This window comes from Niabella aquatica (assembly GCF_054779315.1).
In genome coordinates this window covers 157,828-171,142 of the sequence record NZ_BAAGYM010000005.1, presented here as the reverse complement: position 1 = coordinate 171,142, position 13,315 = coordinate 157,828, and the positions used below count along the sequence as shown (strand labels likewise).

11 protein-coding genes are annotated in these 13,315 nt (G+C 39.6%); 6 read left to right on the top strand and 5 right to left on the bottom strand.

All coding sequences use genetic code 11. The annotated features are described in order from the left end of the window. Positions 1-149 precede the first annotated feature (149 nt). Positions 150-1,436: an MFS transporter gene (locus ACYVBM_RS05700; RefSeq protein ID WP_460684661.1), complete on the bottom strand. Its 1,287-nt coding sequence runs from the start codon at positions 1,434-1,436 to the stop codon at positions 150-152. 291 nt (positions 1,437-1,727) lie between these two features. Between ACYVBM_RS05700 and ACYVBM_RS05695 the strand changes: the two genes are divergently transcribed. From ACYVBM_RS05695 to ACYVBM_RS05680, 4 genes are all read left to right on the top strand, one after another. After that, on the top strand, positions 1,728-2,945 hold the full coding sequence (locus tag ACYVBM_RS05695) for an ROK family protein (protein ID WP_460684660.1): 1,218 nt from the start codon (positions 1,728-1,730) through the stop codon (positions 2,943-2,945). Positions 2,946-2,971: 26 nt separating this feature from the next. Continuing rightward, complete coding sequence (locus ACYVBM_RS05690; RefSeq protein WP_460684659.1) at positions 2,972-3,397, top strand: hypothetical protein; 426 nt, start codon at positions 2,972-2,974, stop codon at positions 3,395-3,397. Between the two features lie 46 nt (positions 3,398-3,443). Further along, positions 3,444-3,938, top strand: coding sequence for a hypothetical protein (locus ACYVBM_RS05685; RefSeq protein ID WP_460684658.1), 495 nt, complete (start codon positions 3,444-3,446; stop codon positions 3,936-3,938). A 102-nt stretch (positions 3,939-4,040) separates the two neighbouring features. Next, entirely contained in the window at positions 4,041-4,841 is an 801-nt protein-coding gene (locus ACYVBM_RS05680; RefSeq protein ID WP_460684657.1) for a hypothetical protein, read from the top strand. A gap of 8 nt (positions 4,842-4,849) precedes the next feature. Here ACYVBM_RS05680 and ACYVBM_RS05675 read toward each other — a convergent pair whose 3' ends face one another. Beyond that, positions 4,850-5,206 carry a hypothetical protein gene (locus ACYVBM_RS05675; RefSeq protein ID WP_460684656.1) on the bottom strand — a complete coding sequence of 119 codons (357 nt, stop codon included), beginning with the start codon at positions 5,204-5,206 and terminating at the stop codon, positions 4,850-4,852. 27 nt (positions 5,207-5,233) lie between these two features. Here ACYVBM_RS05675 and ACYVBM_RS05670 point away from each other — a divergent pair, with 27 nt between their 5' ends. Both ACYVBM_RS05670 and ACYVBM_RS05665 read left to right on the top strand, forming a co-directional pair. Further along, a complete protein-coding gene (locus tag ACYVBM_RS05670) occupies positions 5,234-5,755 on the top strand; it encodes a hypothetical protein (protein ID WP_460684655.1) in 522 nt (173 codons plus the stop codon). Next, on the top strand, positions 5,695-6,006 hold the full coding sequence (locus ACYVBM_RS05665) for an HNH endonuclease (protein ID WP_460684654.1): 312 nt from the start codon (positions 5,695-5,697) through the stop codon (positions 6,004-6,006). The genes ACYVBM_RS05670 and ACYVBM_RS05665 overlap by 61 nt, the downstream gene beginning before the upstream one ends. A 15-nt stretch (positions 6,007-6,021) precedes the next feature. Here ACYVBM_RS05665 and ACYVBM_RS05660 read toward each other — a convergent pair whose 3' ends face one another. The 3 genes from ACYVBM_RS05660 to ACYVBM_RS05650 all read right to left on the bottom strand — a co-directional run bounded on the left by ACYVBM_RS05660 (position 6,022) and on the right by ACYVBM_RS05650 (position 13,308). Continuing rightward, a complete protein-coding gene (locus ACYVBM_RS05660) occupies positions 6,022-6,798 on the bottom strand; it encodes a DUF4262 domain-containing protein (protein ID WP_460684653.1) in 777 nt (258 codons plus the stop codon). A 118-nt stretch (positions 6,799-6,916) separates the two neighbouring features. After that, positions 6,917-7,102, bottom strand: a complete 186-nt coding sequence (locus tag ACYVBM_RS05655) for a hypothetical protein (RefSeq protein WP_460684652.1) — start codon at positions 7,100-7,102, stop codon at positions 6,917-6,919. Positions 7,103-7,911: 809 nt separating this feature from the next. Next, positions 7,912-13,308 carry an AAA domain-containing protein gene (locus ACYVBM_RS05650; protein WP_460684651.1) on the bottom strand — a complete coding sequence of 1,799 codons (5,397 nt, stop codon included), beginning with the start codon at positions 13,306-13,308 and terminating at the stop codon, positions 7,912-7,914. Positions 13,309-13,315 lie beyond the last annotated feature (7 nt).

The following is a 13,315-nucleotide window of genomic DNA, read 5'->3' as shown; positions in this document are numbered from 1 at the left end:
ATTATTTATATATGTTATTATATTTTTATAGCTAAACACATAAAATGAAAAAATATTTTTTATATAAAACATTAAGCAAAACGATTGAAAGTCTGGATTAATAGAATAATTACCAATAAGCTTTGCATTACACTCACATTTACTAACAACTAACCGGTACTACCCTCATCCTCAACCGGTATGGCTTTTAGGGGCACCAGCCATGTAACCACGAAGGCCGGTATTGTGGCAAACAAGACCCAAATAAAAAAAGCTTTATATCCTAAATAGTCGCTAAGCAACCCGCTGATCATGGAGGGAATCATAAATCCAAGGTTGACAATTCCGCTTGCAAATGCATAGTGTGCCATTTTATATTTACCGGGTGCAATATTTTGCATAATAAATAATATGATTCCTATAAAACCAAATCCATAGCCCAAATACTCCACTGCAACTGCTGAAGCAATGATCAATAAATGATGAGGCTGGTATACTGCAAGTAAAGCATAGGCTACAAAAGGGATATTAAAAAAAGCGCACAAAATCAAAAGCCGCTTTCTGTCTAATCCTTTTTTTGAAACAAAATGTCCAGCCACAATGGATCCTGCAACGAAAGCAATAGCTCCTATTGTACCATAAAGCAGTCCTATTTCAGAGGTACTTAATCCCAGTCCCCCTTCAGATGGTGATGCTTTAAAAAACAGTGGGGTAATTTTAATGGCCTGCCCTTCAGCAAAACGATAAAAAACAATAAATAATAAACTGTATGCAATATGTTTTTTCTGGAAGAATGTAATAATTACATCCTTTAAAGTAGCCATTCCGTGTTTTAGGCTTACAGCTTGTTTTCGTTCTTCATCAGATGGAAGTATCCGAATTGTATATAATCCTATTGCAACCATAATAACTCCATAAGCGAACATTATTATCATCCACGCAAATTTTATCTGCATGCGCTGCTCAAGCAGGCCGGCCAAGTACACAAGTACTCCACCGGAAAAAACCTTTGCTATGTTATAAAAGGCGCCCTGCCAACCTACATACCGCGCCTGTTGCGTAGTATCTAACTCGTTCAGGTATACTCCATCCGCCGCAATATCATGTGTAGCACCGCTGATAGCTATAATCATTAATAAGGTAATTGAAATACTGAAAAAGTTACCAAGCTGCAGGGAGAGTCCTACCAGGCCAAATAAAACCCCCGTTATAATTTGCGTTACATAAACAAAAAACTTTTTAGTCTTATAAAGCTCCAAAAACGGTCCCCAAAATGGTTTCAACGACCAAGGAAGCATAACAAGAGAAGTCCAGAAAGCGATTGAAGCATCTGAAACACCCAGGTTTTTATACATGATAGAACTGGCACCAGACAGAGCTACAAACGGTAATCCCATGGCAAACCAGGTAGTAGATATCCAAAACAACGGATGTAATGCTTTTGTATTCTGTTTCAATCTCTAAATTTTAAAGAAGTTTTGGTGTAAGTCCTGGTTTTCGGCAATTGTCCGCTCACATTGCAAATTCGACGCGTTCTGTTCCCCTATTACAAGGCACAAATTAGGAAATAAATTTCAAAATACAAATACGATTAATAATTTTTTTTATTAAAATTAAATTATTAGAAATAATATTTAATAAATATAGAATTAATAACCCATATGAGATACTAACTGGTACCCTTTACGTCATAAAATTTATTTTTCAGATAATATGTATACTTTTGATCAAATATCAAATTCACCATTATGACATTTTGGGATGATTTAGGAAGTGAGAATAAATCGGGAATTGCTTATAAAAATAGTTCCATAAAAAAGGAAATTATAAGCATCCTCTCTTATTCAGGAAACCTGACGATAGCAGATCTTAGCAAGATACTTTTTTTAAGTGTTCCCAAAATAACCAACTTAATCAATGAACTTATAGCTGACGGGCTGGTTCGAGATTATGGTAAAACAACAGTTGCGAGTGGCCGCAAGCCTAACGTTTATGGTTTAGTTGCCAATTCAGGCTTTTTTCTTCGAGTAGATGTTAAACAAAATCATATCAATATAGGCCTGATAGATCTTAGCAAAAACCTCACATCCACACTTGAAAATATTCCATATAAGCTATCGAATGATAAACAGTCGCTTGATGAATTGTGCACTGTTATTAAAACTTTTGTTTCCAAAGCGCCGGCTCCTGCCGACAAGATTCTTTCAATGGGTATAAACCTATCCGGACGCATCAACCATACTACAGGATACAGCTACAGTTTTTTCCATTTCAGCGAAGAGCCTTTAAGTAAGCACCTGGAGCAAATAATAGGAATAAAAACCTACATTGAAAACGACTCCCGCGCAATGGCATATGGAGAATTAATAGCAGGAATTGTAAAGCATGAAAAGAACATATTGTTTCTCAATTTAGATTACGGTATAGGTATGGGAACCATTATCAACGGGCAGATTTACTATGGCAAGTCTGGCTTTTCAGGCGAATTTGGCCATATACCATTATTCGACAACGAAATTATATGTCAATGCGGTAAAAAAGGCTGCCTTGAAACAGAAGCATCGGGCAGAGCACTTACGCATTTATTTCGTGAAAAAGTTAAAAACGGCCAAACCAGCCGGGTAACAAAAGAAGTACCTGTTGATGAGATTATGCTATCACATATTATTAAAGCAGTTAAGAACGACGATGTTCTTGCCATAGAACTGGTGGGCGAAATCGGAGAAAAGCTGGGTAAAGGCATTGCTATGCTTATTAACCTTTACAATCCAGAACTGATTGTATTAGGAGGCGCTCTTTCTGAAACTTCGGAATATATTTTGCTCCCCATTAAAAGCGCTATCAACAAGTACTCCTTAAACCTGGTGAATACCGATACACAAATCAAACTGTCAGCTTTAAAAGAAAGAGCTGGTGTAATCGGAGCCTGTTTATTAGCTAGAGATAGGGTACTGGAAGCAAGGTAAGATCTACCACAACATACCTTGCAGATTTGCCCGCACATATTCATTTGTCCGTTAAAGAGCCGGATGTTGCCAACGAATATTACACCGATGAGCTCAATTTAGACAATGATCCATTACTGACCGCCCATTTTAAAAAGTACCCGCAGAAAAACCGCGGCGGTAGCGGTGTTGTAAGCCTGCGGCGTAAAGACGGCCTGCAGGTTACTGAGCATGATATTATCCTGGGGTTGAATATTCCTGATTATCCGAAGACAATGGCTGCTGAAATGCAGCCCGCCACCTTGGTTCGTGTCCACACGAACCTTATAAATTTGGTATCGGGATATCAACGTAGCTTGATACCAGGTAACATCCCTGCACGGGCCCAGATTGAAACTTGTCCCCGATCGATAAGTATGCAAAGCATTTTGTGCTCCAAAAAATCTTTTCGTAATTTTATTACTGATTGCTAAATAGTAAAACCGATGATTATGACCAACCTTTTGATCAACCGCTGTATTGCTTGTTTTTTACTTTTTTTTTACGGTTAAAACAGCTGCTCAAACATCGGAAGAGCTAAGCAAGCTGAAGCAGGAAAATGAATACCTCATGAAGTCGCTGAATATTAAACTGGCCCCCCTGAAACAGGCCACAAGCGACAGTTTCAGCTTTAGCCTGATACGCTGCACAGGAAATAAAACCAAACAACAAGTTGACCTGGAGATCCTGGTAACCAATCACTCTCAAAACAGGCAAATTCAATTTTCGCCGGATAAATACGCAAGAGCAATAGATGTACAGGGCAACGCCTATACACCGGACAATATTAAAATTGGTGCAGAAAAATATGCAAGTGATATCTACCAGGATGTGCCCTTAAAACTCTCTTTTTCGTTTCCAAAAGTAGATCCTTCTGTAGCCCTGCTCAAGCTGATCAGCATGAAATACTTTGTTCCCGGTCATTATGTGAATAAAGAAGTTTTATTTAAGGATATACCGGTTACGTGGAAATAGGTCTTTAGTTTTATGGTTCGTATTACAGAAAATATATTATTTTTTTGTTTTATAATTGTCATAATATGATTTATGATTTTAAAATAGTATACAATTAGTAAAATGACCATTACAGAACAACATAATTTATTTTCAAAACTGTACCCACAGGAATTTATCGAAACCTGTATGTTTTGTCAAGATAAATATAACTCCCAACTACCTATTTGTCTATATGTAAAAATCCTGATAAAAGAGGATCAAAAAAAGACACTTTCCCCAATTGAAATCCGATATAAACAAAGACTTGTTGGTCTATTTGGTTCTTTGAATATTGAACGATACCGGGAATTTTATCTTCCGCCAAACGAAAAAGGCTTTATTGAAGTAAAAAATATCCTCAAAGAATCTTATACTGAAATTCGCGCAGGAGCGATAAAAGCACATAATCCGGATAAAGGGAAAAATTATTCGGCTTTTCTGGAGTTTTTAAAAGCACTAAAATATAATGTCGATTTTTCATTTGACGATCCCAAAAATAAAGCTCCAAAATATAATGAGGAAAAAGATAGAGAGCTGTTTGAATTAGTTAAGAATTTTCATGGAACAACTTATCGATTAAATGAAGAAATTACAATTCGCCTGACACCAAAAGAATTTATTCATATTGTTATAGGTCATCTTGACGGTTATCAAATACCACGAAAAGGGAAAATAGTAACATTCGAGTTTTTACACCACTGGGAAAACCTATTAGCTTTCATTAAAATCATCATTGATGACATAATTAAAGATGATCTGATTGTACATTACAATAATACGGACTCTGAATATAGTAATAGAAATATTAAGATATGTGATAAACAATATGGCATCCACATAGGAAGACGAAAAAATATTAAAACATTCTATCAAATAATGTAATAAAAATATTACACCTTCTGTTGCACTAACCATTCAACATAATCAGGAATACAGGTACCCATATAATAAGGCAGGTTCAGCAGCAGGTAGGGTTTTTTATTGGGTGTTATGGCTTTTTCAACCTTCAATGCACCGCCATAAATCCGGACGGCATACGGATGATCCGCCATTTCAATAAACTGGTGCAGCGAGCGGAGTGTTCCCTGTGCTCCTGATTTTACTTCTACAGGATTTAAATAAATGAAAAGTAAAGTTAGGCCCCTTTGGCATCTGAACCCAGGCAATTTTTTAGGTCGCGCTCCCTCCACTGTCCACACCGCAGCGGCCAGATGCACGGCCGGGTCGGGCAACGATGAAGCCCTCATGAGCATCTTCAAAAAACAATAAAAAAGATGCGAATAATTCGCTGCTACTCCGCCACAAAGGCTACTGCACAGTTGCCTTCAGCAGGGTATCTGCCAATGAGAGAACGACGATGTATTTCCTACACCGGTGAGGGCCAAACAGGCGATATGCAATTAACAAAAGGCAACCTGGCCCTGGCAGAGCATCTAAACACTGGCAAAAGAGTGTTTTTGTTTGAGTACGTGCAGCGAGGATATGTACAGTATAAAGGCGAGCTGGAATTGGTGGATTATGATTTTTTTGGCGCTCCGGACCGGGACGGCCAGCAGCGGGCAGCCATAAAATTCTTTTTTAAAAGAAAAGGTGCTACCCTCCCCTACGAACCAGAACTAGAGGGTATAATGGTAAATGAACCTCCGGCAGAACTACATTCTACCCCACCCAATGAAACCGAGCGCAAGGGCTTGGTAACCTCCCGTATTGGTCAGGGTGCTTTCGTAAAAGCGTATTGCACCGCTGGCGGTTTGCCTGCGCGGTTACCGGCTATACCAACCACAAGATACTCATAGCCTCCCATATTGTGCCCTGGCGTAATGCCAGCAACCTGGAGCGGCTGGATGTGCTACTGCTATCCCCGGTGTATGATGCCCTGTTTGACCGACACCTGATTAGTTTTGAAAACAATGGAAAAATTATCATCTCCCCCCGGCTGTGCGCCAGCGCCTATGATAAAACAGGCGTTACCGGCCGGAAAGCTATTCAAAACTTGTCGGTGGAAAATCATGCTTATTTAGAAAGGCATAGAAATGAGATGCGGTAAATGATACTTTAATGGCTAATGGTTATCGGCTTCAGTTTCCTCATCATCGTATTCAAATTTATTCCGGATCCATTTATCGCCTATAAATCCCCGTTCGGCCTGTTCTCCATACTCCAGATCAAAAATCGCGTTCAACGTGTTGTCTCTTAAAATTATTTCCTCTAATGCCACGATCCTGATGTTTTCGGTTGAGTGTTCATCATCTGTTAAAAATTGCCAGTCGCCGTCTGTATCATGAATTACATGGATAATAGGCCTGTTCTGCTCTATCCATTGCTTTGTGGTAAATATCGCAAGATTCTTGGCTTCCCGGAATTTAAAATCCGCATTTCGATCCAGCAATGGTTGCCGAAACCTGAATTCCTTTTCAAAATCTTCCTGCCATGGAAATTTATCATTGCGATCTGTCCAAACAAATTGCAGCGCAGGAAAATGATCGGTGTCGTAAATATCCATTGCGGCACCAAAATAATCACCTAAATTTCTTTTATCAACAGGGACGAACTGAACCCGTCCCTTTTCAAAGAAATCATCATAATCCCTGTTTATTTCAATGGTGTGCCCATTCCTTATTAAAGCTGCTACTTCATTTATAAGCTGGCCCAATGTTTTTGTTGTTAAGCCGAAGCAAATAATTTCCGGGTGTTGAAATGTACGCCACAGGCCGATGCTATAGGCAAATGACGGCAAATAATCCGTTGCGTCCAGCATGATCACTGCAAGTCCATATTTTTCAATGTCTGCAATTATTTTATTGTCGTCTCTGCAATGATGGCCCTTTTCTGAAGTCATGGTATGTTGGTTGGCTTTACCCGTGAATATACGGGACTTCCCTGTTTTTAAATTGTATATGCGTTTACAAATAGCTATATTGTAAACACGAAAGAGCCTTTGCCTTGCCTATGCAGCACTAGATATTTATCGACTGCAATGACCGTTCTATCTCTTCCAATGCGCTTATAACCTGTGGACTACCCTCAAATTCTTCATCATACGCATAGGAGCAATATAGTACAAGATTACCGCTGCCTGTTACATAGTAGTGCATAACGGTATCATCTTCAGACTCCGCATCACTTTTGTACTTAAGAAACATCAAGGATCCAATTTTGTCCCAGGTCGGATTATGCTGAATATTGTCGTTAAATTCTTCTCCCAGGTAGGACTGAATAGAAAAACCGGAATTTTTAATAAAAACTACGGTCACCCTAAAACTTCCTAATTCTTCATCATATGATTCATTAGCCAAATTTAATTACTTCAATATATAAATTATTAGCCTTTAGAAAATTTGTGCAATTATTCGGTAAATTACCGACTGAATAGCGGTTCGTCAAGACTCATCACTAAAAAAATCTTTTAATTTCCTGGTTTTCATCCGGATGCGGTAATAGTAGTAAGGAGTACGACGGAACAGAAACATCTCTGTAATATCGAACAGTCCGATAATTGAGGGATCCCCGTCCAAACGGTGTTCAGCCGGGCGGGCTTCGGCTTCTCCCGACTTTTGTCGGGATGGCGGTATGACAGTAACAGAGGCTGATATGGCTTGTATCCGTACGAAGCACCAAAGGGATACAAGGGTAGCCGCTATGCGGCATCCGGGCGCTGCCGCGCATTTTGGTGTTACAAGGAGGCAATGCCTACGGCATATTTATAGAGCACCTTTCCCTAATTCTTTGTTCCGTTAGGAACTACCTCTTGTAGCCGCGTAGCGGCGCGGGTTTGAGGTGTGCCGGAGGTACAACCCATTATTGCAGGATTTTGTTTTAAGAATCTGCCCTCTTTTTTAACGGATGTCCGCGGTAGGCCCGCCTGAATGACGAAGTTGGGCAGGGATAGCAGCGGGTACCCCGTTTAAGACCTTGTACAGTGGCCTGATGCAGCATAATAATCAGCAATTTTTTAAGTTGCAGTTGAACCTGTAGTATCCTCCTTATATCCTTTTTCTTTATACGCTTTAATCATCTCCAGCCGCATTGCATCGGCTTGTTCCTCCGTATCAAAAATTTTCACCTGCGACAAACCAGGCGTTCCTGTTTTACCAAACTTTGTGGTTATGGTATTCCCTTCTATAGTCAGCTGCCAAAATTTTTCTTGCTCCGGAGCTACAAGAAAAATACTATTTTTATCAATAGGAGCCGCTAGTTCTAATCGTGACGCCTCTACACGGGGCGTTTCAGGCACGTTCAACGCTTCCCCATTCAACAACTTCAGCACCCGTTGCATTACCAGCTCCGGATCTTCAAGCCAATCCTTAGCATAAATATTTACTATCCGCCATCCAAAGGCTTTTAAAACAGATGGTTTCTGATAATATTGTTCAATAACGTTTTCATTATTATAATGATGTTCATCATCAATTAAAATTCCTAAACTGTAATCTTCATCCTCTTTATTCTTTTTTATTGCAAGAGCGCATTTGAAGGTACTCTGACCCACATTTTCATCTACATAAAAGCCTTTCTTCTGCAGCAGGTCTTTTAGTTGATGGGCTACCAAAAAATAACCGTTTGTTGTAGCTGCTTTTTTTGATTCTGTTGTGTTAAGTGTATCCAGTATCATTTGAGCGGCGCCCAAATCACCCGTGCTCACCAGCTCGGCATAATGCAAAAACCGTTTAAAGTAATTTGCTCCGGCATTATAGTCGTTGGTAATATGATGATACCGAATGCTGCTTACAACAGCCATATGCTTTTTTGCCCTGCTAAAAATCACATTTAATCGTTTTTCACCGCCTTTTTTATTAATGGGGCCAAAATTCATCAGCATCTTTTTATTAGCATCAAAACCATAACAAACACTCATAATAATAATATCGCGTTCGTCGCCCTGCACGTTTTCCAGATTTTTAATAAACACACCAGTAAACTGCCCGTCTTCATTACGATTGAAGGCCTTGTCCAATGCCATTTCAAAATCTCTGTCAGTCAGGGCCAACTCTTCTATAGCTGTTTCTATTATACTTTGCTGCTCCTGGCTAAAAGCTACTATCCCAATAGATTCACCCACCTCATTCAACAACAATTTACGCAGCATTTCAGCAATATATTTTGCTTCAGTAAGATTGCTTCTATTTTCATACACCGCCCCGGGAATATAATGATAGCTGATACCACCTTTTAAAAGCAAGCCTGCATTCAGCTTGCCATCATCAGCGCCTTTTACCTCTAACAAAGGCGATACCTGGTGACGTGTTTTCTTATCAGGAATTGTTAACAATCCCCCTTCATAAAAAGCATGGTTGGAGTAACTAATTAATTCCTCATGCCTGCTGCGATAATGCCAGCTAAGCATGGTATTATTCAGCTTGCGCGCCCCCTGTACTAGCAAACTATCAGCATCGGCACTTATAATTTCATCTTCTTTTTCTCCTTCAAACGTATCTAAATCATTAGGATCTTCTGCTTTTGCATTAAAAAAATTACTTGGAGGCATTTGTTTATCATCCCCAACAATAATCGTTTGAGGTGCTCTAAATAATGCCGGAATGCCCTGTTCTAATGTAATCTGGCTAGCCTCATCAAAAATAACCACATCAAAGAAATTTGTATCTAACGGCAAACTGTCACTTACGCTAAGCGGGCTCATTAACCATACGGGCTTTACGTCTTTGAGTACCTGTCCGCTTTCATTAGATGCAATTTCACGAATAGTACGATAGCGCATGGTCTTATTCATTTCATGTTCCAATACCTTCCTTCCCTCGCTATAAGACTTTTTAAAGCGTTTTTCATCCGGGCTTAACGGTGTGGCAGCAGCATTGCTTAGTTCATAATGTTTTAAAAACTTCGCTCTTCTTTTTGCACGTATATAATCTGCATTAACCATTAATAACTCCCTGTATGCGGCTTCTATTTCGCCAACAGCCCGTTGTAATAGCCCGTAATTTGTTGCTGCAAAAGTTTGATTGTTCTTATAAAGAGCATCCAGGGTACACGAAGCCATTACCGCCTCTGCCTGGGCGGGTGTTACAGGAATCTTCCTTATAAAATTTTGAACCTCTAAGGGCAATGCTGAAAACTCCCGTAAATAGGGCAATAATTGTCGCAAAACAGGAGCATTACTTTTAATTGTAGCCAATTCGTTTCGCAACTCAGCCACAGACTTGTTTTCCACACTATAAAGACACTGTTTCAAATGCAACTCCAGTTGTTGCAGTTCATTATTTAATTTACTGAGTTTGATCACTAATTCATCCGGCTCTTCATGTGCCAGCAAATAATCAACTTCGCGATCCCCCTTTTTATTCCTTAGCGCATCTATATTTTTCTTCATCTGCGCTATATCCTCAACCCGGTAACGTTGCTCCACCTCTGCCTTGTTGCTTGCAAATGCATCCGCTGCGCTGTATTCATCCTGCAACTGCTTAAGAATACTGCTGTAGGACGGCTTCACCGCATGTAAGGAAAAATTATAGGATTGATTTACGCGTTTTTTCAACCGGCGCCAGTTACTATTTAGAAATCCTAAAAATGCCTTTTCGTACCTTTCCGAAATAGGAATTGCCTGTAGTACATCCTGCCTTGAGAATTTACTGACCCAATTGGCAGTATTTTCAGCAGCATCCTCCTTCCTGCGGTAGAGTTGATTATACTGTTGCCAGGCCGCTTCAAAACGGGTGGCAGCCTCACCAGATGGTTCTGTTAAATTTAAATTACCGCTTTTTGCAATAGGCTCCAATAAAACGGCATCTTCTATCAACGCTCTAATGTGTTGCAGACTATCCGTATAGCTTCCAGAAATGTTATATTGGCTAATCAACCCCTTTATCATCTCTAAGGACTCATAAGCATGCGCCACAATATTATCAAAAAGGGTAAATGGATTTTCTGAGTGAATAATATAGTTATTGAGGTTCGCAAACGGATGATGTGCCAATGCTTCATCTGCGCCGGATGAGCCCAATGCTTTACTCAATTCTGATATCACCTCCCCATACTCCTTCCATTTTCCATATCCGGGCACTATGGATTTATCCTCCATTTCCGGCAATACCACTTGTCCTAAAGCTAACAACCGCTCCATTAAATACCGGGTGCTAACACCTCCGTCTATATCAGATTTCAGTTGACGATGAAACTCATTTAAAAGAGCTGTATGATTTTCAATCCTTAACAAAACTGCTTTCCGGCGCTCTTCAATTTCGGAAAGATTCATTCTATTATTTACAAAATCATCATACACCAGTTTCAGATTTTTGTAAAACTCCTTTTTATCTCCCTGGCTGTCATGTATGTAACAACAAAGTTCTCCAAGCTTATTTTGATTAAGGCGATGATATACCACATCTAATGCGGCCCTTTTTTCGCATATAAAAAGTATATTTTTATCCTTAACTAATAAATCAGCAATTAAATTAGTAATTGTTTGGCTTTTACCCGTACCCGGCGGCCCCTGTATCACGTAACTTTCTCCACTCCTGCTTTGAGCAACAGCGCTGTTTTGCGTGGGGTCCGCAGCAATTACGTGATGCCAGTCTTTGATATTGTTGGAGACGGTTACGGGCTTGTGATTACGAGGTTTGTTACTAAAAATATTCTCAAAAACATTATGATATATATTATCCTGCAAGATGGTATTATAATCCCCTACCAGGCTCATTTTTTTATAGTTGAAATTGCCCAACACTATATTGCATATGTCAAAATCCCAGCTATACGGATTATTTTCCCCCTCGGTAATTTCAAATGTACTTTTAACAGCAGCCAGATTGGACAAATGTTGGTCCGTAGCATTTTCGCTTGTCAGCAAAAATTCCAAATTAGTTAAGACCGGCTGTATTTTTTGTTTGAACAGCTCTAAACCCAGTGGCTTAAAATTATCCTCACTATAACTATACTCAATTTGGCTGAATGCCGCTCTATTCCCTGATCTCAGTTTTTTTTGATAGTTATTAATAGTTTGTTTTGCTATGTTGTGAATGATTTTTATTCTTGGCTTATCAATATAATTCAGCTTTACACCCTGCCTGGCTTCATTTATTTTTGATTGCAGCACATTGTAAAATCCTTCCATGCTAATATCATCAAAATCGATACTTTCCGGCAATTCAATTCCATACAGATCTTTGAGATGATTGTTCAGTACCGGGTTTATTACCGCCGCATTATCCAGGATTTTTAGAACAAACCGCTCTTCTTTCAACGATTTCCTGCGTTCCAATGCCACGGGCAGCAGCAACAAAGGACTTTGAATGCGCTCATTTGTTCCTTCTTTAAGATTATGCCAGTGCAGGTACGCCACTACCAATTTCAACTGGCTAAAACCAAACTCTTTTTTGTCGCTTTCGCTCTGTTGCCGGATACTATTTAACTGGCTATTGAGATAGGGATGATCTTCAAAGCGTAAATATCTGTTCAACTCCAGGTCTTGCGTAGCAATGATCTTTTTTGAAATTTCTCCGTTCCAGGTAAAAAGCAGTTGTGGATTAATACTTTGATAATGCAATACCATCGGAACACTGCTAATAGTAAGGTTTGCAAACCGGCTATTGGGTTTGTAATACAGCATCCGGTTACGCCTGCTGCTATCAAAAAGCCGGTTCCGGAGCTTTGATAAAATAAAACTTTTACGATCCGCAGGACTTTGAACCTGCAAATCCGCCACCAGAGAAAGGTCTGTTTGCAATTGCGGATCATAATCCCTATAAAACTTTAACCGTTGTATTGCTTCATTTAAATCCCTTAACCGTTTACTTCTATCCAACTCGGTCATTTCTGTAACTAAAGAACAGAGTGTTGGATGCATCCTTGGATTGAGGCCGGCGGGTTGTTGACGATAGGATGCAAACTGATTTAAGTCATCCACATCATATAAATCCAGGCCCATCACAACACTCCCCAGTATCAGGCCCAGGCAAAAAATATCAGTTTGGGCATCATGATGGTTCAATTTCATTTCGTAGCATTGATACCCTGGCAGGTACACAGGTCTATGAAGTTCCGAAACATTATCCGTCTGAACCTGCATATTCTTAACGGTAACTGTATTTTGGCTCACATCCTGATCTACCAGGATCTGTCCCGTAATTTGGTACCCTGTTATTTCCTCCTTTGCCAATAATGCATTAAGCTCATTTAGATTATTGCCCGGGTCATGTGTATAATTTTCATCAATATCAAGCCTTCCCGCTGTCAAAAAAATGGTATCCGGCTTTTCAAACGATCCAACCTGCCCGTTTTCATGAAAACTGTTTACTTCCTCAAAAAGAGCCAATACAAACTCAACCGTTTCATCGGTACTCATTGGGCCCGACCGGAAAGCTGATTGCAGGTATTGCTGAAAAGTTGTATTTATCATGTCTGGT

What these genes read in the sequence shown, in the direction of transcription:
- ACYVBM_RS05695 (WP_460684660.1), top strand. Translation starts at nt 1,728, where the DNA reads ATGACATTTTGGGATGATTTAGGAAGTGAGAATAAATCGGGAATTGCT.
- ACYVBM_RS05680 (WP_460684657.1), top strand. Translation starts at nt 4,041, where the DNA reads ATGACCATTACAGAACAACATAATTTATTTTCAAAACTGTACCCACAG.
- ACYVBM_RS05675 (WP_460684656.1), bottom strand. Translation starts at nt 5,206, where the DNA reads ATGAGGGCTTCATCGTTGCCCGACCCGGCCGTGCATCTGGCCGCTGCG.
- ACYVBM_RS05670 (WP_460684655.1), top strand. Translation starts at nt 5,234, where the DNA reads ATGCGAATAATTCGCTGCTACTCCGCCACAAAGGCTACTGCACAGTTG.
- ACYVBM_RS05660 (WP_460684653.1), bottom strand. Translation starts at nt 6,798, where the DNA reads ATGACTTCAGAAAAGGGCCATCATTGCAGAGACGACAATAAAATAATT.
- ACYVBM_RS05655 (WP_460684652.1), bottom strand. Translation starts at nt 7,102, where the DNA reads ATGTTTCTTAAGTACAAAAGTGATGCGGAGTCTGAAGATGATACCGTT.
- ACYVBM_RS05650 (WP_460684651.1), bottom strand. Translation starts at nt 13,308, where the DNA reads ATGATAAATACAACTTTTCAGCAATACCTGCAATCAGCTTTCCGGTCG.